Below are 23,787 nucleotides of genomic sequence, written 5' to 3' on the forward strand. Positions count from 1 at the left end.
TGCCAACCGGGCCGCGCGCCCACCATCGGACGGGTCGGTCAGAGGCGCTCGGCGGCGAGCAGCCCGTCAGTGGCGAAGGCGAGCAGCCAGCCGCCGCCCTTCGGGGTGGTGAAGTCCTCGCCGACCCGGCCGGTGAGCTGTTCGAGCGCACCGGGGATCACCTTGCCCTGGCTGCACACCGCCACCCGGTCGCCGGTGCCGGCCAGCTCCAGGAGCCGGGCGGCGAGGACGAGCGCCCGCTCGTCGCGCTGCTGACCCGGCTGCGGTTCGTCCAGGTCGCCGCAGACCTCGACCGGCAGGTCGAGGCGGGCGGCGGCCGGGCCGAGCGTCTGCACGCACCGGCGCGGCGACGCGGACACCAGCCGGGCCGGCCGTAGCAGCGACACCAGTTCGGCCAACGCCTGCGCCTGCGCCCAGCCCTCGGCGTCGAGCGGCCGCGCGGTGTCCGGACCGGACCAGGTCGCGCGCATGCCGGCGTGGGCGTGCCGGACCAGCACCACCGTCCCGATCACCGGCGGCAGTGCGGCGAACCCGGCCAGCACCTCGGCGTCGTGCGGGTAGCTGACCAGCCGGATCGCGTCGTCCACGGCGAGCCAGCGCACCTCGTCCACCTCGGTGCCGGGCTGGAAGCCACCGGTCGCCACTGCGCGCATCGACCAGTAGTCGACCACCTTGGGCCGCCCCTCGCTGCGGTAGCGCGCGCCGGGGAGCCGGACCTGCGGCACCGCCCGCACGTCGGTCTCCTCGGCCACCTCGCGGACCGCGGCCACCAACGGATGCTCGGCCGGCTCCAGCTTCCCCTTCGGCAGCGACCAGTCGCCGTAGCGGGGCCGGTGCACCAGGCAGACCTCGACCCCACCTGCTGTCGGCCGCCAGGCCACCCCGCCGGCCGCGCGGATCTCGGTCACCGCAGCCATCTGGTCCGCTTCCGCCGGTTGGCCCGATGCCAGGCGGCCGGGAATTCGGCCCGCATCCGGCGCACCGTGGCGCGCTCCCGTTCGGCGAGCCGCCCCGCGGTGACCGCCAGCTCGTGGTCGGCCGGCTGCGCGGCGGCCAGGGCCAGCCAGGTCTCCGCCGCGACCGCGGCGTCCTGGTGCTCGCCGAGCACGTCCTGCACCCGCTTCAGCTTGCGGGCCAGCCTGCCGGCGTCCGCGCCGAGCACCGGCGCGACGGCGGCGACCGCGTAGCGGGCCTGCTTGCCCCGCTTGCGCACCTCGTGCCACCGCTCGTCCGGCCCGGCCGGGTCGAGCGCCGCCACCCCGCCCGGCCGGCGCTTCCCGCCGGCGAGCCGGCGCCACGGGCGGGCCACCAGCCGGGGCAGCACCCGGGCGGCCGGTCGCTTCGCCTTCGGGGTGAGCCGGGGTGCCCGGGCGGCCAGCACCAGGGCGTCCACCAGGGCCAGGTAGCGGGGGGAGCCCAGCGCCTCGGCCACCTCCGCCAACGCCCGGTCCTGCCGTTCGGCGAGCGCGGCGTCCAGCCGGTCCACGGTGGCCGGGTCGAGTGGGCTGGTCGGGTCGGCCGCGGCGGTGCGCCGCAGCCGGTCGCGCAGCACCTCGGCGTCCCGTGCCGCGCCGAGCACCCCGGCGAGCCAGGCCAGCTCGTCGCGGAGCGGGCGGGCCCAGGCGGGACGCAGCAGCGGGGCGAAGGTGCGCAGGTCGCTGCGGAGCCGTCGGCAGGCCACCCGCATCTGGTGTACGGCGGTGTCGCCGTCGAGCGGGACGCCCAGCCGGACCAGCGGGTCGTGCTCCACCAGCCGCCGTACGCCGCGCCGGACCGCCTCGGTGACCACGTCACCGGCGGTCGGCTTGCTCGGCAGGCCGGTGGGCGGAACCAGGTCCGGTTCGCGCTCGGCCGCCGGGCCGAGCGCCCGCACGTGCTTCGGGACGAAGGATCCGCCGCGTGCCCCGGCCTCGCGCAGCACCGACCCGATCCGGTCCAGCAGGGCGCGGTCGCCGGCCTTGCGCTCCACCTCGAGCTCGCGGAAGGCGCCGGTGGGGGATCCGTCGCCGGCGAGCGTGGTCACCCGGTCGTCGACCACCTCGGCGAGCACCTCGCCGGCCGGCCCGAGCACGTCGTAGGCGTGCCGCTCGGTGCGGACCAGCGCGGCCGGGGCCAGTGGTGCGCCCCGGGCCTGCACGGTGACCAGCGCCGCCAGTTCCGCCGGCGGGTCGCCGACCGGCCCGGCCCGGGAGATCTCCTGCCGGATGCCGGGGGTGTCGGTGGGTAGTTTCACCGTCCAGGGCAGCTCGTCGCCCTCCCGGCGGCGCAGTGAGACCCCGGCGCGGGCCAGCCGCAGATCGACCGTGTCGACGTAGGTGGCGAGCAGGGTCACCGGCGCTCGGGCGCGCACCTCGCCACCCGGCGGGGCGGCCGACGAGAGGTCGGGCAGAACGAAGGCGTCGTCCACCTCGTACTTCCGTTCCTCCTCGACCACTTCGTCAGCCTATGCCCCGCACGGTCAGCCGGCAGTGCCACCGACCCGGCGCAGCAGCAACTCCTGCAGGTGGGCCAGCGGCTCCTCGGGGGTGCCGGCCCGCCGGGTCCAGGCACCGTCCCCGGCCAGCTCGAACCCCTCCACCTCGGGGCTCATCGCGGCCGTCAGCACCTGGTCCAGCTCGGCCCGGGCGACCGGATCGGTGACCTGCACCAGCGCCTCCACTCGCCGGTCCAGGTTGCGGTGCATCAGGTCCGCCGACCCGATCCAGAACTCGGCGTCGCCGTTGTTGCCGAACCGGAAGACCCGGGAGTGCTCCAGGAACCGGCCGAGGATCGAGCGCACCCGGATGTTCTCCGACAGCCCCGGCACCCCCGGTCGCAGCGTGCACATGCCCCGGATCAGCAGGTCGACGTGCACACCGGCGCGGGAGGCGCGGTAGAGCGCGTCGGTGATCGCCTCGTCGACCAGCGCGTTCACCTTGAACTGCACCAGACCGGGCATGCCGAGCCGGACGTGGGAGATCTCCCGTTCGATCCGCTCGATCAGGCCGCTGCGGATGCCCTGCGGGGCCACCAGCAACCGGCGGTACGCGGTCTGCCGGCTGTAGCCGGTGAGCACGTTGAACAGGTCGGTCAGGTCGGCGCCGATCTCCGGGTCGGCGGTGAGCATGCCGAAGTCCTCGTAGAGCCGGGCGGTCTTCGGGTGGTAGTTGCCGGTGCCGATGTGGCAGTAGCGACGGATCTGGTTGCCCTCCTGGCGTACCACTAGCGCGGTCTTGCAGTGCGTCTTCAGTCCGACCAGGCCGTACACCACGTGGCAGCCGGCGCGTTCCAGCGTCCGGGCCCAGCCGATGTTGGCCACCTCGTCGAAGCGCGCCTTCACCTCCACGAGCACCACCACCTGCTTGCCGGCGGCCGCGGCGTCGACCAGGGCGTCCACGATCGGGGAGTCGCCACTGGTGCGGTAGAGGGTCTGCTTGATGGCCAGCACGTTCGGGTCGGCGGCGGCCTGCTCGATGAAGCGCTGCACGCTGGTGGCGAAGGAGTGGTACGGGTGGTGCACCAGGATGTCCCCGTCGCGCAGGGTGGCGAAGACGCTGCGCGGGACCTCGCCCTCGGTGAGCCGCGGATGGGTGGACGGCACGAACGGCTTGTCCTTCAGGTCCGGCCGGTCCGCCTCGCCGTAGAGCTGCCAGAGCGCCGAGAGGTCGAGCAGGCCGGGTACCCGCAGCACGTCCTGGTCGTCCATGTCCAGCTCACGGACGAGCAGCTCCAGCATGTGGTCGGTGATCGAGGCGGCCACCTCCAGCCGGACCGGCGGACCGAACCGGCGCCGGGCCAGCTCCCGCTCCAGCGCCTGGAGCAGGTCCTCGTCCCGGTCCTCGTCGACCTCCACCTCGGCGTTGCGGGTGACCCGGAACAGGTGGCACTCGACCACCTGCATCCCGGAGAAGAGCTGCCCGAGGTGCACCGAGATCAGGTCCTCGACCGGCAGCATTCGCAGCCCGGGCTGGTCCCGGTGCACCCGGACGAACCGGGGGACGTTGTTCGGCACCTTCACCCGGGCGAACAGCTCCGACCCGCCGTCCGGGTCGCGGACGGCCACGGCCAGGTTGAGCGACCGTCCGGAGATGTACGGGAACGGGTGCGCCGGGTCGACCGCGAGCGGCGTCAGCACCGGGAAGATCTGCTCCCGGAAGTAGGCGCGCAGCCGCTCCCGTTCGGCGTCGTCCAGCTCGCTCCAGCGCAGGATGCGGATCTCCTCGTCGGCGAGCTTGGGCAGCACGTCGTCGACGAAGCAGGCGGCGTGCCGGGCGACCAGCGCGGCGGCCTTCTCGGAGATCAGTTCCAGTTGGGTGCGCAGCGGCATCCGGTCACCGCCGCGGACCGGCAGGCCGGCCTGCAACCGGCGCTTCAGCCCGGCCACCCGCACCATGTAGAACTCGTCCAGGTTGCTGGCGAAGATGGCCAGGAACTTCGCCCGCTCCAGCAGTGGGGTGCGGGGGTCCTCGGCGAGCGCCAGCACCCGGGCGTTGAAGTCGAGCCAGGAGAGCTCCCGGTTGAGGAACCGCTCCTCGGGCAGCGGTTCGGCGGCCGGCGGTTCGTCGTCGCCGCGGTCGGCAGCCAGGTCGGGGGCGGGCGCGGGTCGGGGGGCGAGGGCCGAGCCGGGGGTGGCGACCGGGTCGAGCACCTCCTCCAGCCCGTCCGAAGCGGCCGCCGCGTCGGCGGCGGGCAGGTCGGTACGGGCAGCCCGGGGGTGCTCGGCGTCGTCGGGCGGGTCACCGGGGCGGAAACGGCCGTCGTCGCCACGCAGCCGGGTGCCGTTGCGGGCCCCGGTGTGCTCGGGGGTGGGCTTGGCGGGTTGCTCGCGAGGGGTGCTCACCTGCTCATAATCACCCGAATCCGGTGAACGCAAAATGAACTTGGCGGCGACGCGTCAGCTCATCGTCGGCAACGTCACGCGTACCACCTCACCGGCGGCGTCGGTCTCCACCCGCAGCCGCTGCCCGAGGCGGAGCAGACGCAGGCCGGAGGCGTCGAAGGCGCGGGCCGGAAAGGGCAGCTCGGTGCCGTCGTCGAGGAGCAGCAGACCGCTGCGGGTCGCCGCGTCGTAGGTGGCCACCGTGCCCTGCATGCGAGCACCGTACACCGGCGGGCACCTCAGCCCGGTGCGCCGGCCGGGCAGTGGGCGCCGACGAGTGCGGCGCTGCGTGGCCCGAGCCCGATCCCGGCGGCGACGGTGAGGTCGGCCGCGGTGTCGACGTCCCGGCGCAGGCTCGGCCAGTCGCCGGTGAGCGGCAGCGCCCCGCTGGCCGCGTGCGCGGCGGCCGAGTCGGTCCCGAACCGGGGGTCCAGCGGCGTCCCCGGCGGCGCGGCGAGCAGCACGGTGCCGCCGCCCGGCGCGTCGGCCACGAACCGGCGTACGGCCGGGGCGGCCTGCGCCGCTGCCAGCGCCGCGGCCAGCTCGGCCGGGCGCAGCGCGGGCAGGTCGGCGGTGAGGCCGGCCACCCAGCCGCCGGGCGCGGCGGAGGCGCCGTGTCGGAAGGCGGCGTTCAGGCCCGCGTCCGGCTGGTCCGGCAGCACTCGCGCGCCGGCCTGGCGGGCCGCCGCACCCATCCGGGGGTCGTCGGTGACCACCAGGATCTCGGCGACCGCCGGGCAGGCCCGCACCGCGCGGACCGTGTCGGCCGCCAGCGCGAGCGCCAGCTCCTCGTGGGGTACGCCCGGCAAGGCCCCGCGCAACCGGCTCTTCGCCGCCGCCAGGCGCTTCACCGGGACCACCACGGTCCACCTCGGCTGACTCACACCTGCAATCCTGCCAGCCGGGCGGCGGTACCCCTCACTGGCCGTACCCCGAGGCAGCAGGCATGATTTCCGCTGCGGGTGTCACCGGCGGGGCCGGTGGGCGGGGCCCGGGCGGCACGAGGAGGCGCGGTGGCACGGCGGAGGCTGGGGTTCTGGCGACGGTTCGCCGTGTTGCTGGTCAAGCCGGTGATGACCGTCTGGACCCGGCGGACCTGGCGGGGGATGGAACACCTCGGCCGGGACGGCGGCATGATCATCGTGGCGAACCACCTGTCGCACGCGGACCCGCTGGTCTCCGCGCACTTCATCTTCGACTCCGGGCGCTGGCCGCAGTACCTGGGCAAGGCGAGCGTGTTCCGGGTGCCGGTGGTCGGCTGGATCCTGCACCGCTGCCGGCAGATCCCGGTGGAACGGGGCACGGTGGACGCGGCCCGGTCGCTGGACGCGCTGATCACCGCGGTCAAGGAGGGCGGCGCCGTGGTGATCTACCCGGAAGGCACCACCACCCGGGAGCCGGAGCTGTGGCCGATGAAGGGCAAGACCGGCGCCGCGCGGCTCGCGCTGGCCACGGGCGCCCCGGTCGTCCCGGTGGCGATGTGGGGCCCGGAGCGGATCTTCGACCCGCGGACCGCCCGGCTGAGCCTGCGCCCCCGGATCCCGGTAACCGTGGTGGCCGGTCCGCCGGTCGACCTGAGCCGGTGGGCCGGCGCGTCGCCGAACCGGGTCACCCTGGAGGAGATGACGGACGCGATCATGCTGCAGCTGCGCGACATGCTCGCCGAGATCCGCGGCGGCACCCCGCCACCGCTCTGGGAACGCCCCGGCCGCGCCCAGCGCCAGCAGCAGGGAGACGCGGCGTGAGCGAGCGACAGCGAGCGAATCATCGACTCAGTGCGGCTGAGCCTCATGACAGCACGGAGCGCAGCGGAGTGCTGGCATGAGCGAGCGGAGCGGGCACGTCGCGGTGCTGGGCGCCGGCTCCTGGGGCACCGCGTTCGCCAAGATCCTGGCCGACGCCGGCCGGGATGTGACCATCTGGGCCCGGCGGCAGCGGGTCGCGGACACGCTGCGGGACGAACGGCGCAATCCGGAGTACCTGCCGGGCCTGGCGCTGCCGGAGCGGGTCACGGCGACCGGGGACGCCGCCGAGGCGATCACCGGCGCCGAGCTGGTCGTGCTGGCGGTGCCGTCGCAGACCCTGCGCGGCAACCTGGCCGAGTGGTCCGGTCACCTGCACCCGGACGCCACGCTGGTCTCCCTGATGAAGGGCATCGAGCTCGGTACCACCCGGCGGATGAGCGAGGTGATCGTGGAGACCGCCGGGGTCACGGCGGACCGGGTGGTGGTGGTCTCCGGCCCGAACCTCGCCCCGGAGATCGCCGCCGAGCAGCCGGCCGCGACCGTGGTCGCCGGAACGGACAGCCGGCGGACCACCCTCGTGCAGTCGTCGATCCGCACGCCGTACCTGCGCCCGTACACCAACGACGACGTGATCGGCTGCGAGCTGGGCGGGGCGGTCAAGAACGTGATCGCGCTGGCGTACGGCATCGCCACCGCGATGGGCTTCGGCGACAACACCCGGGCGATGCTGATGACCCGAGGGCTGGCCGAGACCGCCCGGCTGGGCGTGGCGCTCGGCGCGGACCCGATCACCTTCGCCGGTCTGGCCGGCATGGGCGACCTGGTCGCCTCCTGCTCGTCCCCGCTGGCCCGCAACCGGACCTTCGGCGAGCACCTGGGCCGCGGCGAGACGCTGGAGCAGGCGCAGGCCGCCACCCGGCAGACCGCCGAGGGCGTGAAGAGCTGCCTGGCGATCCGCGACCTGGCGCGGGCGCACGGCGTGGAAATGCCGATCACCGAGCAGGTCGAGCGGATCTGCCACGAGGGGATGGATCCGCGCCTCGCCGTGGACACCCTGATGAGCCGGACCGCCAAGCCCGAGTCGTACGAGTGAGGATCCGATGACTGATCTGGGGGACGGCACCCGCTGCGTACGCGCCGGGTTGCCCGAGCCGGCGCCCGGGCAGCCGTTCCTGCCCGGTCCGGTCTTCGCCGCGCCGTACCACGTCGACCCGTGGCAGGGGCCGGCGGCGAGCCCGAACGGCTACGGCCGCCCGGACAATCCGACCCGCCGGCTGCTGGAGGCGGCCATCGGCGAGCTGGAGGGCGCCGACTGCCGGGTCTTCGCCAGCGGGCAGGCCGCGATCACCGCGCTGCTGCTGACGGTGCTCCGGCCGGGCGACACCGTGGTGCTCCCCACCGACGGATACTTCCCGGTCCGGGCGTTCGCCACGGACGTGCTGGCCGAACTGGGCGTCCGGGTGCTCTTCGCGCCGACGGTCGGCCCGTACCCCGACCTGGCCGGGGTGCGGCTGGTGCTGGTGGAGACCCCGGCCAATCCGGGTCTCGACGTGGTCGACGTGGCCGCGCTGGCCGACCGGGCGCACGCCGCCGGCGCGCTGCTCGCGGTGGACAACACCACCGCGACTCCGCTGGGGCAACGTCCGCTGGACCTCGGCGCGGACCTGGTGGTCGCCTCCGGCACCAAGGCGCTCACCGGGCACTCCGACCTGCTGCTCGGCTACCTGGCCACCCGGTCCACGGTGCTGCTCGAGGCGGTGACCGGCTGGCGTACCACCACCGGCGCCGTCCCCGGCGCGTTCGACGCCTGGCTGGCTCACCGGTCGCTGGCCACCCTTGATCTGCGACTGGCCCGGCAGAGCGCCAACGCGGCGGCGGTCGCCTCGCTGCTGGCCGACCGCGTGGACGTGACCGGCCTGCGCTGGCCCGGCCGACCGGAGGACCCGGCCTACCCGGTGGCGTCGGCCCAGATGCGCCGGATGCCGGGGGTGCTCTGCTTCGACCTCGGCACGGCGGACCGGGTCGGCCGGTTCGTCGAGGCCGCCCGCCTGGTCGCCGCGGCCACCTCGTTCGGCGGTCTGCACACCACGGCCGACCGCCGGGCCCAGTGGGGCGACGACACCGGCCCCGGCTTCGTCCGGCTCTCCTGCGGGGTGGAGGACACCGCGGATCTGGTGGCCGACATCGCCGCCGCGCTCGCCGCCGCCGGCCCGGCTACCTGATCCCCGGCCGGCGGGATATCGTTCCGGTGGCCCGCGACGGGGCCCGAATCCGAGGAGGTGAGTCCGATCCACCCGACAACAGGACCGGCGCTCCCTCCCGCGTCCAGGCCGCCACGGTAGCGGCCACGGGAGCGCCGTCGAGCGCTCCCGGAGGCTTCCCATGACCGTGCCCCTCCCTACCGACCGTTCCGCCCTGGTGCACCGGCTGCGCGCCGCCGGCTGCGTCTACGCCGAGGACGAGGCCGAGCTGCTCCTCGACGCCGCCGAATCCCCGGCCGCGCTGGCCGACCTCGTCGACCGCCGGATCGCCGGCACACCGCTGGAACACCTGCTCGGCTGGGCCGAGTTCTGCGGGCTGCGGGTCGCCGTCGACCCCGGCGTCTTCGTGCCGCGCGGACGGACCGGCCTGCTGGTCGCGGCCGCCGCGGCGGTCACCGGGCCGGCGCCGGCCGTGGTGGACCTCTGCTGTGGCTCCGGGGCGACCACGCTCGCGCTGGCGCAGCGGCTCAGCCCCCGCTGGCTGGCTGCCGCCGACATCGACCCGGCGGCGGTGGCCTGCGCCCGGCGCAACCTCGCCGATCTGGCCGTGCCGGTCTTCGAGGGCGACCTGTTCGCGCCACTGCCGGCGCGCTGGCGGGGCCGGCTGGACCTGGTCGTCGCCAACGCCCCGTACGTGCCGACCGGGGCGGTGGCGCTGATGCCGGCCGAGGCGCGGCTGCACGAGGCCCCGATGGCCCTGGACGGCGGCTCGGACGGCCTGGCGGTGCTGCGCCGGGTGGCCGAGGGGGCAGCCGACTGGCTGGCGCCCGGCGGGCACCTGGTGGTGGAGGTCGCCGCGGTGCAGGCCGACGCGCTCTGCGCGGAGCTCACCGGTCTGGGGCTGACGCCGCAGGTGCGCCACGACGAGGACCTGGACGCGACGGCGGTCACCGCCCGCCGCCCGACCTAGCCGCCGGGCCCTGCCCAGCCCGTCGGGCCCGGCCCGCCCGGCCTGGCCGCCGACGCCGACCGGCCCGTTCCGCCGCCGCCGCCGTCGCGTCGGCGGCGGAGTCGTGGGGAGCGGTATACCGCTGAGGAATATCTATGCCTCCGCGGTATACCGCTCCCGAGGACACGTCCCGCCGTGCGCCCGCTCCTGCCGCCGGTTGCCCGGGCGGCGTGGCGGTGGCCGGGGGATGAGCACTAGCCTCTGCTCACAGCTCGCCGGGCCGCGTCGACCACGGCGCGGGCGGGCCGGGCGTCACCAGGGACGGGAGGCGGTTCGGTGGGCAGCGCAGGGGTTCCGGTGGTCGTCGGGCTGGACAACGGCGGCACCAGCAACAACGCCACGGTCCTCACCCTGGACGGCCGGTTCCTGGTCGACGGGCTGGCGGAGATACCGAGTGAGGTGCAGGACGGCCCGGACGCGGCGATCGAGGCGCTGGCCCGCGCGCTGGACGGCGTCCTGGCGCACGTGGGGGTGCCGCGCGAACTGGTCCGGGCGGTCGGGCTGGACACGCCGGGCCCGGCGAGCGCCACCGGGGTGATCTCCTCGCGCGGGTCGACCAACTTCTCCCAGCCGGCCTGGCGGGGCTTCGACGTGCGCGGCGCGCTCGAGCGGCGGCTCGGCCTTCCGGTGATCTACCACAACGACGGCAACGCGGCCGCGCTCTACGCCCACCACGTCCACTTCGGAGCCGAGGCGATGGCCCGGTCGTCGGTCTCGGCGATCGTCGGCACCGGGCTCGGTGGCGGCGTGGTGGAGGGCGGCCGGGTGATCGCCGGGGCCGCCGGGATGGCGGGCGAGCTGGGCCACGTGCACCTTCCGCTGCACGGGCTGCTCGCCCCGGACCAGCCGGTGCCGGTCTGCGCCTGCGGCTTCGACGGGGACGCGGAGAGCATCGCCTCGCTGACCGCCATCGAACACAACCTGCTGCCGTACTGGCTGACCCGGTACGTCGGGCACCCGTTGGCCGCGGAGCCGCCGGCCCGGGCCGCCAAGCTGGTCCGGGGTTACGGCGAGCGGGGTGACGCGCTGGCCCGCGCGATCTTCACCCAGCAGGCCATGGCGCTCGGCCGGTTGTTCACGATCGCCGCCAACTTCACCGATCCGCATGCCTACTTCGTCGGCGGTGGGGTGGTGGAGGCGGCGCCGGAGTTCCGCGACTGGTTCCTCGCCGAGGTCCGGGAACACACCGTGCTCCGTGCGGAACAGGCGGCCGTGGCCACCTTCGCCCTGGTCCCGGACCGGGACATGGCCGGCGCCCGGGGGGTGGCGATCGCGGCGCTGGAGGCGCTGCGGGCCGGCCCCGCGCCCCGGTCGGTGGTCGCCTGACCGGCAGCCACCTTCGGAGCACCCCGGGCCCGGCCGGCCACCGCCAACCGGCGGCCGGTCGGGCCTCGGCGTCCGGCCACCGCCCACCGGTGGCCGGACACCGAGGGTGGTCAGCGGCGCGGCGGCGCCTGGGCGAACGCGGCCCAGGCGGTCGGTGCGAAGAGCAGCGCCGGGCCGGTCGGGTCCTTGGAGTCGCGGACGGCGACCAGTTGAGGGATCACCGCCACCTCCACGCAGGCGCCCTCGTCGCCGCTGCGGCTGCTCTTGCGCCAGCCGGCTGCGGCCAGCGCCGCGCTGATCGTCGGTGTCATCGGTCCTACCGTCCCTTCAGGAGTTCGAGGAGCTGGTCGCGGCTGTCCGCCGGGCTCAGCGCGACCGTCCGCAGATGTTCCATGATCTTCGTGCAGGTACGCAGGTCGCCGGGGCGGTCGAGGATCATCTGACCGGCCACCGTCTCCACCGAGGCGATGATCGGGTCCTCCGGGTCGGCGAACTCCAGGATGTGCAGCGATCCCCGGGTGCCCCGGTGGTAGCCGGCGGCCAGTGGAATCACCTGGACGGTGATGTTCGGCAGCTCGGCCATCTTCACCAGGTGCCGGAGCTGCCCGTCCATCACCGACCGCTCGCCGACCGGCCGGAGCAGCGCGCCCTCGTCGATGATCGCGTCGAAGATCGGCGGCTCGTCGCCGGTGAGCCGCTGCTGGCGGTCCAGCCGGAGCTTGACCCGCTGCTCCACCTGCTCGTCGCTGAGTGTGTGCGGCCCGCCGCGCATCACCCCGCGGATGTAGTCGGCGGTCTGCAGCAGCCCCGGCACCACCGACGGCTCGAAGTTGGCGATTCCGGTGGCCTCGGACTCGAAGGCGATGAAGTCGATGGTCCGGCGGTCCAGCAGGTACGAGTAGGAGACCCACCAGCCCGGCTTGCGCGCGTCCTTGGCCAGCTGGACCGCCGCGGCGACGTCGTCGGGGCCGACCCCGTAGAGGGTGAGCAGCGCCCGCACGGTGGCCGGGTTGACCAGCGTCTGGGCGTTCTCGTACCGGGAGAGGGTGCTGCGGGTGCTGTTGATCTCATCCGCCGCCGCCTCCAGGGTCAGGCCGGCGGCCTCCCGGTTGGTGCGCAGAGCGATGCCCAGGCGGCGGGCGCGGGCGGTCTTCGGAGCCATGCATCGATGGTCGCACACATTTCTGGGAACCGATACATGAGAGAACGCCGATGAGAGTTGCATTCATGGGTCTACAGCTGTCAATCTGTTATCGCGTCCTCACCGCCGGTTGTCGTGGCGACGGTGGTGGTGAGCGACCGGAGGGGATGGGGCGCGCGGCGATCGGGTTTCTCCCCCGTACCCGATCGCCGCGTGCCGCCCCGTCCCGGCCCGTCCGAAGGGAGTCAGCGTGCGTACCGGTCCGCAAGCCCGCGTCGACCACCCTGGGCCCCGGCGATGACCCGCTTCCTGGTGGTGCTCACCGACGTACGCCCGATCGAAGGGCCCGTCCGCAACGAGCGGACCAGCCCGGAGCGGCGTCGCCAGGTGGTCGGCGCCAGCAGCCGGGAGGCGGCGGACCGGATCGCCGGCGCGTTCATGGCGCTCGGCATGGTGCGGGCCGGCCGCCAGCGGGTGAAGGTGATCGCCGTGGGCCGGCGGCACGCCCGCGACTGAGGCCGTCGGGGCGGGTGGCAGCGCCCGACCGGCCCGCCCCGACCCCTCAGAGCAGCTTGCGCTTCTTGAGGTAGGCGACGAGGTCGTCGTAGACGCCGCCCTCGTTGGCGAACATGGCGACGTTGCGGGCGGTGGCCATCCAGGGCCGGGTCGACGGCCGGACCTCCTTCAGCGCCCGGTCGAAGTCCCGCTGCTCGATCATCCGCACCTCGCCGCTGCGCACCGAGTCGGCCATCGCGAACTCGGCGGCCGTCTCGCAGAGGTGGGCCAGGTCGGCCCCGGAGTAGTCCTCGCTGGCCGCGACCACCTTGCGCAGGTCGATCTTGGCGATCGGCCGCTCCCGCAGGTGGTACTCGAGGATGGCTCGCCGGGCCTCCGGGTCCGGCGGCAGCACCAGCACCACCCGGTCGAGCCGGCCCGGACGGCGCAGCGCCGGGTCGACGTCCCATGGGGTGTTGGTGGCGGCCAGCACGAACACGCCCTCGTTGTTGCCCTCCATGCCGTCCAGCTCGGCGAGCAGCTGGTTGCCCAGCGTCCGCATCGAGCTGGAGCCGACCTGGGAGCGCTTGTGCCCGAGCGCGTCGACCTCGTCGAGGAAGAGCACGCACGGCGCGTTGCGGCGGGCCGCCTCGAACAGCTCGTGCAGGTTCCGCTCCGAGTTGCCCATCCACATGTCCAGCACGTCCACGATGGAGAGCGAGACGAACTTCGCGCCCATCTCCCCGGCGACCGCCCGGGCCAGGAAGGTCTTGCCGCAGCCGGGCGGCCCGTAGAGCATCAGCCCGCCGCGCAGGCTCTTGCCGTACATCCGGCGCAGCTGCGGGTTGCGCAGCGGGCCGAGGAAGGCCAGCTCCAGCCGCTCCTTCACCGCCGACATGCCGCCCACGTCGGCCAGCCGGATCGTCGAGGTCTCCACGTCGTACACCCGGTCGTGGTCGCCGGTGACCGGGTCCGGCTCGTCGTCGGCGCGGGCGAAGCGCGGCGGGACGACGTCGGCGAGCTCCTGCTCGTAGGCCGCGAGTGGGTCGTCGCCCGCCGGCCCGGCCGCGCGCTGTGCGGGCGGCCGCGTCGCCGGGCCGGAACCGGGCGCCGGGGCCGCGCCGGGCGTGGGCGTCGGCGGCGGTACGGCGGCGCCGAGCGCCCGTTGCATCAACGCCTGCGCCTGATCGCTGCCCGGATCCCGGGCGAGCGCCTGGCCGATCTGGGCGATCGCCTCGCCGCCGCGGCCGGCGTCCAGCAGCAGCGTGGCGAGGTGCAGGCGGAGCGGCAGGTCGTCCGGGCGCGCGTCGAGCGCGGCCGACAGGGAGTCGATGAGGGCGTCGGAGCTCACAGCCGAGCAGCGTAGTGCCGCTGCCGCCCAGCGCGCTCACCCGCTCCACCGTGGCCGACGGAGGCGCACCCCCGGATGCGATGGGCGATTACGCACCGTATACGCGCTGCTGACCGAATGCGGTGTGGTGCTGCGTCTCACCGGGTATGAGCCTCGACCGGTCGCCACGCACAGTAAGGTCAACCGGGTGAGCGACGAGCCCGCATCCGCGACCGGAGAGGTGACCGGAGTGACCACCCCAGGCAAGACCCGCGTGGCGATCGTGTTCGGCGGCCGCAGCCCGGAGCACGGCATCTCCGCTGTCAGCGCCGGCAGCGTGATCGGCGCGCTCGACCCGGACGAGTACGAGGTGGTGCCGGTCGGTATCACCCGCGCGGGGCAGTGGGTGCTCACCAGTGGCGATCCGGAGCAGCTCGCCATCAGCGCCCGCCAGCTGCCGGAGATCACCGCCCAGTCCGGGGTCGACCTCGTGCTGCGCGCCGACCCCACCGGCAACGGGCTGATGGTGCTCGACCCGGCCGAGGGCCCCCGGGCACTGGCCGACGTGGACGTGGTCTTCCCGGTGCTGCACGGTGCGTACGGCGAGGACGGCACGATCCAGGGGATGCTGGAGATGGCCGGCATCCCGTACGTCGGGGCGAACGTCTTCGCCTCCGCCGCCGCGATGGACAAGGAATTCACCAAGAAGCTCTGCGCCGCGGAGGGCATCCCGGTCGGCCCGTACGCCGTGCTGCGCAACGGGATGACGCTGAGCGAGGCCGACAAGGAGCGGTTGGGCCTGCCGGTCTTCGTCAAGCCGTCCCGGGCCGGCTCGTCGTTCGGCATCACGAAGGTCACCGACTGGGCCCAGCTGGACGCGGCCGTGGCCACCGCCCGGCAGATCGACCCGAAGGTGCTCATCGAAGGCGCGGTGATCGGCCGCGAGATCGAGTGTGGCGTGCTGGAGGGCGAGGCCGGTGGCGCACCCGAGGCGTCGGTGCTGGCCGAGGTGCGGCTCGTCGCCGGCTACGAGTTCTACAACTTCGAGGCGAAGTACATCGACTCGGAGCAGGCCTGCGAGTACGACATCCCGGCCGGCCTGCCCGAGCGGGTGACCCGCCAGGTCCAGGAGTACGCGGTGCGCGCCTTCACGGCACTGGACTGCGCCGGACTGGCCCGGGTCGACTTCTTCGTCACCCCGGAGCTGGACGTCTACCTCAACGAGATCAACACGATGCCGGGCTTCACCCCGTCGTCGATGTTCCCCCGGATGTGGGCGGCCGCCGGCCTGGAGTACCCGAAGCTGGTCGACCGGCTGATCCGCACCGCCCTCAACCGCGGCGTCGGCCTGCACTGAGCGGCCGGGGCGTCAGCCCTGGCAGCCGGCCGGGGTGTCGCCGCCGGAGGGCACCGAGGCCACGATGGTGTCGGAGATGGGCGCCGCCCACTGCAAAGGCTGCCCGTAGGCGCGGGGCACCCGGACCGTCACCGCGGTCTCCCGGTCCACCGTGGTGAGCACCGTCGCGTCGGTCTGCTCGGCCGCGTGCCAGCAGACCTTGTTGACCATCCAGACCTCGTCGGTCGGCGGAATGGTCGGCTCGGCGCCGCCGCAGGCCACGGTGAGCGCCGGATCGCCGTACGCGGCGTTCTGCTCGGGACCGGCGGTGACCGGACGCTGGTTCAGGTCGCGGACGGTCGGCGGCAACTGGGAGAGCAGGGCGCGACAGACGGTGGCCGGCCGGGCGGCCAGCGCCGGGGCGGCCATCTCGACCGGCGCGGTGGACTGGGCCCGGGCGGTCGTCGCCGACGCGCTCGGCGTGGGCGCCGGTGTGTCGGGGGAGAGCTGCGCGAGGACGAACCCGGCCACCAGCAGGGTGACCGGCAGTGCGATCAGCGCCGAGATCAGGGCGGCGCGGCGGTTGCCCCCGTCCCGCCCCGGCCCGGTGCCGGCGGTCGCCTCGGGGCGCTCGTCGGCCCGGTCCGGGGAGTCGGCCGGAGAAGTAGTGATCTTGTCCACTTACAGCCGCACCACCGAACACGTGAGCGTGCGGGTGATGCCGGGCACCATCTGCACGTTGCTGACAATGAGTTTGCCGAGCTCGTCGACGGTGTTCGCCTCGGTGAGGACGACCACGTCGTACGGCCCGGTGACGGCGTCGACGCGTACCACGCCGGCGAGGTCCGCGATGAGACCGGCCACGTCACGTGCGCGGCCGACCTCGGTCTGGATGAGGATGTACGCCTGTACCACGACTGACCTCCCTCCGTCGCCGCCCTCGGGCGGCCCGAAGGGTGAAACTACCCTACGGAGCAGGTCCGATCCCTATCGGTGGTCGAGGAGCAGCGGTGAGCGAGCACGCCGGGGTTGGGCGGCAGGAGCGGAACGAGGTGGCGGGGGTGAGCGTCGCGGGGATCGGCGAGTTCGGATTGATCGAGCGGGTGACCGCCCGGCTGGCGTACGGGCCGGCGACCCTGCTCGGGCCCGGCGACGACGCGGCCGTGGTCGCGGCGCCGGACGGCCGGGTCGCGGCGTCGACCGACGTGCTGGTCGAGGGGCGGCACTTCCGGCGGGACTGGTCCAGCGCCCGGGACGTCGGGCACCGGGCGGCGGCGGCCAACCTGGCCGACATCGCGGCCATGGGAGCGACCCCGACGGCCCTGCTGGTCGCCCTCTGCATGCCGGCCGAGCTGGAGTCGGGCTGGGCGGAGGAGTTGGCCGACGGGCTGAGCGCCGAGGCGGCGATCGTGGGCGCCAGCGTGGTCGGCGGCGACATGTCGGCCAGCCCGACGTTGACCATCGCGGTGACCGCCCTCGGTGACCTCGGTGGCCGGGCGCCGGTGCGGCGCTCCGGAGCCCGCCCGGGGGACGTGGTGGCCCTCGCCGGCCGCTCCGGCTTCGCGGCGGCCGGGCTGACCGTGCTCTCCCGTGGATTCCGCACGCCCCGGCTGCTGGTCGAGGCGTACCGGCGGCCCGAGGTGCCCTACCAGGCCGGCCCGCACGCCGCCCGGCTCGGCGCCACCTCGATGATCGACGTGTCGGACGGGCTGCTGGCCGACCTGGGGCACGTGGCGAAGGCCAGCGGCGTCGGGATCGATCTACGGCGGGACGCCTTCGAGGTGCCCCGGCAGATGCGCGACGCGGCGCAGGCGCTCGGCGTCGACCCGTACTCCTGGATCCTCGGCGGTGGCGACGACCACGCGTTGGCCGCCACCTTCTCGTCGGCGGTGGCGCTGCCGGATCCGTGGCGGCCGGTCGGCCGGGTGGTGGCCGGGGCTGGCGTCACCGTCGACGGCGAGGCGTACGCCGGGCCGTCCGGCTGGGACCACTTCCGGTAGCGGTAACCGCAGGTCGTAACCTTTTCCGGTGAGCGAGATCGAGATCCACGCCGTGCCCTTCGACGCACCCGTCGCGCAGCGACTGATCCGGGACGCGCTGGCCGACCTCGGCGAGCGGTACGGCGGCAGCGGCGACGACACCCCGGTCGACCCGGCCGAGTTCGTCCCGCCGGCCGGCGCCTTCCTCGTCGCTCACCTCGACGGTGCGCCGGTCGGCTGCGGTGGCTGGCGCAGTCACGGCGAGACGGGGGAGTTCGCCGAGCTGAAGCGGATGTACACCGCGCCGGCGGCCCGGGGCCGCGGGGTGGCCCGGGCCGTGCTGGCGGCGGTCGAGCGCTCCGCCCGCGAGCACGGGCGCAAGCAGATGATCCTGGAGTGCGGCGACCGGCAGCCCGAGGCGATCGCGATGTACACCTCGGCCGGGTACGAGCGGATCCCGAACTTCGGCTTCTACAAGGACGCGCCGGGCTGCCTCTCCTTCGGCCGCACGCTCTGACCGCGCCGGACCGGGTGACCGTCCCCGCCCACCCACGGCGGCCGTCAGCGGTCCGGCTCAGTCGGTGCTGATCTGGATCTGCTCGGCCGCCTTGCCGGCGGCGGCGGTCGCCTCGGCCAGGTCGGCGCCCCAGGCCAGCACGTGCCCGCTGCGGGCCAGCGAGCAGGTCACCTCGCCGACCGTGGCGCCGACCGCGACGTCGAGCTGCACGCCCAGCACCCCGGACACCCGGCGGGCCGCCCGCAGACCGTCGACGGCGGTGACCGTGCCGGGCGGGGCCAGCAGGAACTCCACCGCCGCCCCGCCGGTCGGCCGGGCGGGCAGCACCGGCCGCTCGCCGCGCAGCGTCCGCAGGTAGGCCTCGATGAACCCGCACTCGTAGGCGATCGAGATCAACGCGGTGATCATGTCGCCGGGCAGCCGGGCGGCGCACTCGACCAGCGTCGGCACGCCGTCGGCGATGATCCACTCGCTGTGCAGCACCCCGGTGCGGAAGCCGGCCGCCCGGGCCAGCCGGGCGGCCGCGTCGAGCAGCTCCCGCCGGACGCCGTCGGGCAGCACGGACGGGACGGTGTGCCCGGTCTCCACCGGTCGCCGTCCGGGCAGCACCCGCTTGTCGGTCACGTTGCTGAAGATCACCTCGCCGTCGGCGACCAGCAGCTCGACGCTGTGCTCCCGGCCGTCGAGCACCTGCTCGACCAGGACGGCCGTGGGCACCCCGCGGTCGGTGGCCTCCGGTGGCGCCTCCGCGGCGGCGGTGTCCGCCCACGCGTCGGCCACCTGCTCCGGGTCGGTGAGGATCTGCACGCCGAGGCTGCCGGAGCGGCGGGTGGGCTTCAGCACGCACCGGCCGCCGTGCCGGCGGGCGAAGGCGGCCGCCTGGGCCGGGCCGTCGACCAGCTCGAACGCCGGGTTGGCCAGGCCGGCCTCGGCCGCCAGCAGGCGCAGCTGGTGCTTGTCGCAGAAGACGTCGGCGGCCGTGCCTCCGGCGCCGGGCAGGCCGAGCGCGTCGGCCAGCCGGGCGGCGGCGCCCACCGCGTACTCCATGCCGGGCATCACCAGTCGGGCGGCGGCGAGCCCCGGCTCGCGGGCGAGCAGCGCGGCGGCGTCGAAGCCGGTCTGGTATTCGGCGGGCACGACCCGGGAGACGAACGGCAGCTGCCCGGCCAGGCGCTCGACGTCGCGACGGCGGATCACGTCGGGTTCGTCGATGAGCACGACACTGTCGGCGGGTAGGTCCTCGGCGAAGGAGCGCAGCATGCCGTGCGAGGTCCCGATGATGATCATGTGATCCCGGCCCAGGTCCAGTTGCACGGCTCGCCCCCCACGGTCGGCCCCCGACCGGGCTCTCCGGCGGTCGGCGCAGGGAGACCCTAACCGGGCGTACGACCGCAGTCGATGGGTCGTCGCGTTCCCGTCAGCGGGCCGTCCGGGCACACGAAACAGCCGGCGGACCCGATGGTCCGCCGGCTGTGCCGTCGATCAGATGGTCTGCCGCCCGGTCAGGCGCGGGTGACCTTGCCGGCCTTGATGCACGAGGTGCAGACCTGCAACTTCTTGGTGTTGCCGCCACCGGCCGGGGTGCGCACCGACTGGATGTTCGGGTTCCAGCGGCGGTTGGTCCGCCGGTGCGAGTGGGACACGTTGTGGCCGAAGCCCGGCCCCTTGCCACAGACGTCGCACACGCTAGCCACGGGATACTCCTGGGATTGAAACGTTCATGGGGTCGCCGGCAGGTGCTGCCCGGGCAACCTGGCCAGGTTACCCGATGACCAGGCGTCCTGCCCAACCGGGCCGCGTGCCCGGGCCGGCCGGCCGGTTCGTCCCGCGCTCTCCTGCCGGGGCGGGGCCGTCCGGCGAGGGTAGCGCGGGCCCCGGAGCGGGCGGCCAGGGCCCCGGACACGCCGGGCGAGGCCGCCGGGTGTCGGCGCGCGCCAGTAGGCTTCTCGCCGTGCTGGACACCCTCGACGCCGCCGCGGTGCGCCGCTGGTGCACGGGCGGGTTGGCCGCCCTGAAACGGCATCAGGCCGAGATCGACCAGCTCAACGTCTACCCGGTGCCCGACGGCGACACGGGCACCAATCTGGTGCTCACGCTGACCTCGGCGCAGCAGGCGCTCGCGATGGACCTGGACACCCTCCCCGACGGCGGCACCACCGCGCACGGGCACGCGCTGCGGCTGATGGCCCGGGGCGCGCTGCTCGGCGCCCGGGGCAACTCCGGCGTGATCCTCTCGCAGATCCTGCGCGGTTTCGCCGACGCGGCCGGCGCCGTGCCGGCGCTGCGCGGCCGGGAGTTGGCCGCCGCGCTGCGCGACGCCACCGTCGCCGCCTACACCGCGGTCGCCCAGCCGGTGGAGGGCACCCTGCTCACCGTGGTGGCCGCGGCGGCCACCGGCGCCGAGCGGGCGGACACCGACGACCTGTGCGCCGTGGCCGGGGCGGCGGCCGAGGAGGCGGCGGCAGCGCTGGCGCATACCCCCGAGCAGTTGCCGGCACTGGCCCGCGCCGGCGTGGTCGACGCCGGCGGCCGGGGCCTCTGCCTGCTGCTCGACGCCCTGGTCGAGGTGGTCACCGGCGAGCGGGTGGCGCGGGTCTCACCCGCGCCCCCGTCCGCCGCCGGGCCGGCCGTCGCGCCGCGGGAGACCGGCTCCGACCGGTACGCCTACGAGGTGCAGTTCCTGCTCGACGCCGGGGTGGAGGCGGTCGACCGGATGCGCGCCGTGCTCGCCGGCCTGGGCGACTCCCTGGTGATCGTCGGTGACGGCGTCGGACCGGAGCCCACCTGGAACGTGCACGTGCACGTCAACAACGTCGGCGCGGCCGTCGAGGCGGGCGTGGTCGCCGGCCGACCGCACCGGATCTCGGTGACCCGCTTCGCCGACCAGCCGCCGGCGGCGGCCCTGCCGGCGGACGCCCGGGCGGCCGTCGTGGTGGCCCCCGGCGCCGGCATCGCCGAACTCTTCGGTGGTGAGGGCGCCACGGTGGTGCCGGGCAACCCGTCCACCGGCGAACTGGTCGACGCGATCCGGGCCACCGGCGCGACCCGCGTGGTGGTGCTGCCCAACGACCCGAACACCCAGGCCGTCGCGAGCGCCGCGGCGAAGGAGGCGCACCGGCTGGGGGTCAAGGTCAGTGTGGTGCCCACCCGGTCCCCGGTGCAGGCGCTGGCCGCCCTGGCGGTCCGCGACCCGGGGCGACGCTTCGAGGACGACGTCATCGCGATGGCCGAGGCGGCCGGAGCCTGCCGCTACGCCGAGGTCTGCCACGCCGGCCGGGAGGCCCTGACCGTCGCCGGGCCCTGCCGGCCGGGCGACGTGCTCGCCCTGGTCGAGGGGGAGGTGCACCTGATCGGCACCGACCTGGTCGACACCTGCGTCGCGATGGTCGACCGGATGCTCGGCGGCGGTGGCGAACTGGTCACCCTGATCTCCGGGGTGGACGCCCCGGCCGGCCTCGTCGACGCGGTCCGCGCCCACGTCGGGCAACGTTGGCCGTTCGTCGAGGTGCAGGCATACCCGGGCGGGCAACCGCACTACCCGCTCCTGGTGGGGGTCGAATGAGCGAGCCGAGCGAGTCGGCCACGGTGGAGACGCCGCTGAAGAAGCTGGTCGGCGAGAAGACCGCCAAGGCCTTGGCGGCCCATCTCGATCTGCACACCGCCGGCGACCTGATCTACCACTTCCCGCGCCGCTACGACGAGCGCGGCGAGCACACCGACATCCGGTCGCTGGACGTCGGCGAGCAGGTCACAGTGCTGGCGCAGGTGCAGCGCACCGCGGTGCGGCCGATGCGCCAGCGCCGCGGCAACCTGCTCGAGGTGACCGTCGGTGACGGCTCCGGCGGCCTGCTCACCCTCACCTTCTTCGGCAACCAGGCCTGGCGCGAACGGGAGCTGCGCCCCGGCCGATGGGGGCTGTTCGCCGGCAAGGTCACCGAGTTCCGGGGCAAGCGCCAGCTCAACGGGCCGGAATACGTGCTGCTCGGCGAGGGCGGCGACGGCGAGGCGGCGGCCAGCGAGGAGATCGAGGAGTTCGCCGGCGCGCTGATCCCGGTCTACCCGGCCGCCGCGGCCATGCCCACCTGGGTGATCGCCAAGTGCGTCCGGGTGGTGCTGGACACCGTCACCCCGCCCGAGGATCCGGTGCCGGCGACCGTGCGGGCCAGCCGCAACCTGGTCGGGCTGGGCACCGCGCTACGCGAGATCCACCGGCCGTCCAGCAAGGAGGAGCTCTACCGGGCCCGGCACCGGCTCAAGTGGGACGAGGCGTTCGCGGTGCAGCTGACCCTGGTGCAGCGCAAGCACCGGGCCGCCGACTGGCCGGCCCGCCCCCGGCCGGCGCGCGCGGGCGGCCTGCTGGACGCGTTCGACGCCCGGCTGCCCTACGAGCTGACCTCCGGCCAGGTCGACGTGGGCCAGGAGATCGCCGTCGACCTGGCCACCCCGCATCCGATGCACCGGCTCCTGCAGGGCGAGGTCGGCTCCGGCAAGACGGTCGTCGCGTTGCGCGCGATGCTTCAGGTGGTGGACGCCGGCGGACAGGCGGCCCTGCTCGCGCCCACCGAGGTGCTCGCCGCCCAGCACCACCGCGGCATGCTCGACCTGCTCGGTCCGCTGGGCCGCGCCGGCGAGCTGGACGCCGCCGAACACGCCACCCGGGTGGAGCTGGTCACCGGCTCGCTCGGCGCGGCCGCCCGCCGCCGGGCGCTCGCCGAGGTCGCCGAGGGCCGTGCCGGCATCGTGCTCGGCACCCACGCCCTGCTCTACGAGGGCGTCGACTTCGCCGACCTGGGCCTGGTGGTGGTCGACGAGCAGCACCGGTTCGGCGTCGAGCAGCGCGACGCGCTGCGGGCCAAGGCCGACCAGCCACCGCACGTGCTGGTGATGACGGCCACCCCGATCCCGCGCACCGTGGCGATGACCGTCTACGGCGACCTCGAGGTGTCCACCCTCTCCCAACTGCCCCGGGGGCGTTCGCCGATCGCCTCGCACGTGGTGCCGGCCGCCGAGAAGCCGGCCTTCCTGGACCGGGCCTGGCGCCGGCTCCGCGAGGAGGTGGCCGCCGGGCACCAGGCGTACGTGGTCTGCCCGCGGATCGGCGATTCGAGGTCCGGGGCCGGAGCGGCCAGCGCGGAGGCGCCGGACTTCGAACCGGGCCCGGCGAGCGACGAGGAGCCGCCCCGGGAGGACGACAACGGCCGCCGACCGCCGCTGGCGGTGACCGAGGTGGCGCCGCTGCTCGCCGAGGGTCCGCTGCACGGGCTGCGGATCGGGGTGCTGCACGGCCGGCTGCCCGCCGACGAGAAGGACGCGGTGATGCGGTCGTTCGCCGCCGGCCAGCTCGACGTGCTGGTGGCCACCACCGTGGTCGAGGTCGGGGTGGACGTGCCGAACGCGACCGTGATGATCGTGTTGGACGCCGACCGGTTCGGCGTCTCCCAGCTGCACCAGCTGCGCGGGCGGGTCGGCCGGGGCTCGGCGGCCGGGCTCTGCCTGCTGGTCAGCGAGGCGGTGGAGGGCAGCCCGGCCCGGGAACGGCTCGACTCGGTCGCCTCCACCACCGACGGCTTCAAGCTCGCCGAGCTCGACCTTGAGCAGCGTCGGGAGGGCGACGTGCTCGGCGCCACCCAGTCCGGTCGCCGCTCGCACCTGCGGCTGCTGTCCCTGCTGCGCGACACGGATCTGATCCGGGACGCCCGGGCGGAGGCGATCGCCCTGGTCGAGGAGGACCCGGAGCTGGTCCGGCAGCCGGCCCTGGCCGCCTCGGTGGCCGCGCTGGTCGACGAGGAGCGCGCGGAGTACCTGGAGAAGGGCTGACACCGTGGGCGTAGCGGCCGAGGGCGCGCCGAC

General features: G+C 74.8%; 22 protein-coding genes and 1 pseudogene. 11 read left to right on the forward strand and 12 right to left on the reverse strand.

The annotated features are described in order from the left end of the window. Nucleotides 1-38: 38 nt before the first annotated feature. The 5 genes and pseudogenes from AB0C04_RS12955 to cofC form a co-directional block, all read right to left on the reverse strand. Entirely contained in the window at nucleotides 39-917 is an 879-nt protein-coding gene (locus tag AB0C04_RS12955) for an NUDIX hydrolase (RefSeq protein ID WP_357052685.1), read from the reverse strand. Beyond that, the gene (locus tag AB0C04_RS12960) at nucleotides 905-2,434 is read right to left on the reverse strand and encodes a CYTH and CHAD domain-containing protein (RefSeq protein WP_357052688.1); all 1,530 of its coding nucleotides are present in this window, start codon (nucleotides 2,432-2,434) and stop codon (nucleotides 905-907) included. Before AB0C04_RS12960 ends, AB0C04_RS12955 begins: the two co-directional genes overlap by 13 nt. Before the next feature lie 24 nt (nucleotides 2,435-2,458). Next, nucleotides 2,459-4,660: pseudogene (locus AB0C04_RS12965) on the reverse strand (RNA degradosome polyphosphate kinase); the annotation flags it as partial. Nucleotides 4,661-4,873: 213 nt separating this feature from the next. Next, on the reverse strand, nucleotides 4,874-5,071 hold the full coding sequence (locus AB0C04_RS12970; RefSeq protein ID WP_357052691.1) for a cold-shock protein: 198 nt from the start codon (nucleotides 5,069-5,071) through the stop codon (nucleotides 4,874-4,876). 26 nt (nucleotides 5,072-5,097) lie between these two features. Then, complete coding sequence (cofC, locus tag AB0C04_RS12975; protein WP_357052694.1) at nucleotides 5,098-5,742, reverse strand: 2-phospho-L-lactate guanylyltransferase; 645 nt, start codon at nucleotides 5,740-5,742, stop codon at nucleotides 5,098-5,100. A gap of 129 nt (nucleotides 5,743-5,871) precedes the next feature. On the opposite strand from cofC, the gene AB0C04_RS12980 reads away from it, so the two are divergent. The 5 genes from AB0C04_RS12980 to AB0C04_RS13000 all read left to right on the forward strand — a co-directional run bounded on the left by AB0C04_RS12980 (nucleotide 5,872) and on the right by AB0C04_RS13000 (nucleotide 11,139). Then, a complete protein-coding gene (locus AB0C04_RS12980) occupies nucleotides 5,872-6,603 on the forward strand; it encodes a lysophospholipid acyltransferase family protein (protein ID WP_357052696.1) in 732 nt (243 codons plus the stop codon). A 76-nt stretch (nucleotides 6,604-6,679) separates the two neighbouring features. Next, the gene (locus AB0C04_RS12985) at nucleotides 6,680-7,696 is read left to right on the forward strand and encodes an NAD(P)H-dependent glycerol-3-phosphate dehydrogenase (protein ID WP_357052699.1); all 1,017 of its coding nucleotides are present in this window, start codon (nucleotides 6,680-6,682) and stop codon (nucleotides 7,694-7,696) included. A gap of 7 nt (nucleotides 7,697-7,703) precedes the next feature. Beyond that, the gene (locus AB0C04_RS12990; protein WP_357052702.1) at nucleotides 7,704-8,825 is read left to right on the forward strand and encodes a cystathionine gamma-lyase; all 1,122 of its coding nucleotides are present in this window, start codon (nucleotides 7,704-7,706) and stop codon (nucleotides 8,823-8,825) included. 160 nt (nucleotides 8,826-8,985) lie between these two features. Then, nucleotides 8,986-9,774 carry a putative protein N(5)-glutamine methyltransferase gene (locus AB0C04_RS12995; RefSeq protein ID WP_357052704.1) on the forward strand — a complete coding sequence of 263 codons (789 nt, stop codon included), beginning with the start codon at nucleotides 8,986-8,988 and terminating at the stop codon, nucleotides 9,772-9,774. A 315-nt stretch (nucleotides 9,775-10,089) separates the two neighbouring features. Continuing rightward, nucleotides 10,090-11,139: an ROK family protein gene (locus tag AB0C04_RS13000; RefSeq protein ID WP_357052707.1), complete on the forward strand. Its 1,050-nt coding sequence runs from the start codon at nucleotides 10,090-10,092 to the stop codon at nucleotides 11,137-11,139. 110 nt (nucleotides 11,140-11,249) lie between these two features. Here AB0C04_RS13000 and AB0C04_RS13005 read toward each other — a convergent pair whose 3' ends face one another. Both AB0C04_RS13005 and AB0C04_RS13010 read right to left on the reverse strand, forming a co-directional pair. Then, nucleotides 11,250-11,450: a DUF397 domain-containing protein gene (locus tag AB0C04_RS13005; RefSeq protein ID WP_350869599.1), complete on the reverse strand. Its 201-nt coding sequence runs from the start codon at nucleotides 11,448-11,450 to the stop codon at nucleotides 11,250-11,252. Between the two features lie 5 nt (nucleotides 11,451-11,455). Beyond that, the gene (locus tag AB0C04_RS13010; protein ID WP_357052711.1) at nucleotides 11,456-12,301 is read right to left on the reverse strand and encodes a helix-turn-helix transcriptional regulator; all 846 of its coding nucleotides are present in this window, start codon (nucleotides 12,299-12,301) and stop codon (nucleotides 11,456-11,458) included. 276 nt (nucleotides 12,302-12,577) lie between these two features. On the opposite strand from AB0C04_RS13010, the gene AB0C04_RS13015 reads away from it, so the two are divergent. Beyond that, nucleotides 12,578-12,796, forward strand: coding sequence for a hypothetical protein (locus tag AB0C04_RS13015; RefSeq protein ID WP_350869600.1), 219 nt, complete (start codon nucleotides 12,578-12,580; stop codon nucleotides 12,794-12,796). 46 nt (nucleotides 12,797-12,842) lie between these two features. On the opposite strand, the gene AB0C04_RS13020 is transcribed toward AB0C04_RS13015, so the two are convergent. Beyond that, nucleotides 12,843-14,126, reverse strand: coding sequence for an ATP-binding protein (locus AB0C04_RS13020; protein ID WP_357052715.1), 1,284 nt, complete (start codon nucleotides 14,124-14,126; stop codon nucleotides 12,843-12,845). A gap of 229 nt (nucleotides 14,127-14,355) precedes the next feature. Here AB0C04_RS13020 and AB0C04_RS13025 point away from each other — a divergent pair, with 229 nt between their 5' ends. Beyond that, a complete protein-coding gene (locus tag AB0C04_RS13025) occupies nucleotides 14,356-15,462 on the forward strand; it encodes a D-alanine--D-alanine ligase family protein (RefSeq protein ID WP_357053679.1) in 1,107 nt (368 codons plus the stop codon). A gap of 12 nt (nucleotides 15,463-15,474) precedes the next feature. Here the strand turns inward: AB0C04_RS13025 and AB0C04_RS13030 are convergent, their stop codons facing one another. Further along, nucleotides 15,475-16,011: a DUF3515 family protein gene (locus AB0C04_RS13030; RefSeq protein ID WP_357053682.1), complete on the reverse strand. Its 537-nt coding sequence runs from the start codon at nucleotides 16,009-16,011 to the stop codon at nucleotides 15,475-15,477. A gap of 111 nt (nucleotides 16,012-16,122) precedes the next feature. Beyond that, nucleotides 16,123-16,356, reverse strand: coding sequence for an Lrp/AsnC ligand binding domain-containing protein (locus AB0C04_RS13035; RefSeq protein ID WP_088646044.1), 234 nt, complete (start codon nucleotides 16,354-16,356; stop codon nucleotides 16,123-16,125). 146 nt (nucleotides 16,357-16,502) lie between these two features. Between AB0C04_RS13035 and AB0C04_RS13040 the strand changes: the two genes are divergently transcribed. Continuing rightward, a complete protein-coding gene (locus tag AB0C04_RS13040) occupies nucleotides 16,503-17,441 on the forward strand; it encodes a thiamine-phosphate kinase (protein ID WP_357053685.1) in 939 nt (312 codons plus the stop codon). Between the two features lie 28 nt (nucleotides 17,442-17,469). Next, a complete protein-coding gene (locus AB0C04_RS13045) occupies nucleotides 17,470-17,937 on the forward strand; it encodes a GNAT family N-acetyltransferase (RefSeq protein WP_357052718.1) in 468 nt (155 codons plus the stop codon). A 57-nt stretch (nucleotides 17,938-17,994) separates the two neighbouring features. Here AB0C04_RS13045 and AB0C04_RS13050 read toward each other — a convergent pair whose 3' ends face one another. Both AB0C04_RS13050 and rpmB read right to left on the reverse strand, forming a co-directional pair. After that, the gene (locus AB0C04_RS13050) at nucleotides 17,995-19,251 is read right to left on the reverse strand and encodes an ATP-grasp domain-containing protein (protein WP_357052721.1); all 1,257 of its coding nucleotides are present in this window, start codon (nucleotides 19,249-19,251) and stop codon (nucleotides 17,995-17,997) included. A 188-nt stretch (nucleotides 19,252-19,439) separates the two neighbouring features. Further along, complete coding sequence (gene rpmB / locus AB0C04_RS13055) at nucleotides 19,440-19,631, reverse strand: 50S ribosomal protein L28 (protein WP_007456456.1); 192 nt, start codon at nucleotides 19,629-19,631, stop codon at nucleotides 19,440-19,442. A gap of 257 nt (nucleotides 19,632-19,888) precedes the next feature. Here rpmB and AB0C04_RS13060 point away from each other — a divergent pair, with 257 nt between their 5' ends. Then, the gene (locus tag AB0C04_RS13060) at nucleotides 19,889-21,499 is read left to right on the forward strand and encodes a DAK2 domain-containing protein (protein WP_357052724.1); all 1,611 of its coding nucleotides are present in this window, start codon (nucleotides 19,889-19,891) and stop codon (nucleotides 21,497-21,499) included. After that, the gene (gene recG, locus AB0C04_RS13065; RefSeq protein ID WP_357052727.1) at nucleotides 21,496-23,754 is read left to right on the forward strand and encodes an ATP-dependent DNA helicase RecG; all 2,259 of its coding nucleotides are present in this window, start codon (nucleotides 21,496-21,498) and stop codon (nucleotides 23,752-23,754) included. Before AB0C04_RS13060 ends, recG begins: the two co-directional genes overlap by 4 nt. Nucleotides 23,755-23,787: the final 33 nt, after the last annotated feature.

Origin of the sequence: Micromonospora sp. NPDC048909, from assembly GCF_040649635.1 — a bacterium.
Taxonomy (GTDB): domain Bacteria; phylum Actinomycetota; class Actinomycetes; order Mycobacteriales; family Micromonosporaceae; genus Micromonospora.

Excerpts from the sequence above, each read along its gene's own strand:
- AB0C04_RS12955 (WP_357052685.1), bottom strand. The coding sequence starts at position 917 with ATGGCTGCGGTGACCGAGATCCGCGCGGCCGGCGGGGTGGCCTGGCGG.
- AB0C04_RS12970 (WP_357052691.1), bottom strand. The coding sequence starts at position 5,071 with ATGCAGGGCACGGTGGCCACCTACGACGCGGCGACCCGCAGCGGTCTG.
- AB0C04_RS12985 (WP_357052699.1), top strand. The coding sequence starts at position 6,680 with ATGAGCGAGCGGAGCGGGCACGTCGCGGTGCTGGGCGCCGGCTCCTGG.
- AB0C04_RS12990 (WP_357052702.1), top strand. The coding sequence starts at position 7,704 with ATGACTGATCTGGGGGACGGCACCCGCTGCGTACGCGCCGGGTTGCCC.
- AB0C04_RS12995 (WP_357052704.1), top strand. The coding sequence starts at position 8,986 with ATGACCGTGCCCCTCCCTACCGACCGTTCCGCCCTGGTGCACCGGCTG.
- AB0C04_RS13005 (WP_350869599.1), bottom strand. The coding sequence starts at position 11,450 with ATGACACCGACGATCAGCGCGGCGCTGGCCGCAGCCGGCTGGCGCAAG.
- AB0C04_RS13010 (WP_357052711.1), bottom strand. The coding sequence starts at position 12,301 with ATGGCTCCGAAGACCGCCCGCGCCCGCCGCCTGGGCATCGCTCTGCGC.
- AB0C04_RS13015 (WP_350869600.1), top strand. The coding sequence starts at position 12,578 with ATGACCCGCTTCCTGGTGGTGCTCACCGACGTACGCCCGATCGAAGGG.
- recG (WP_357052727.1), top strand. The coding sequence starts at position 21,496 with ATGAGCGAGCCGAGCGAGTCGGCCACGGTGGAGACGCCGCTGAAGAAG.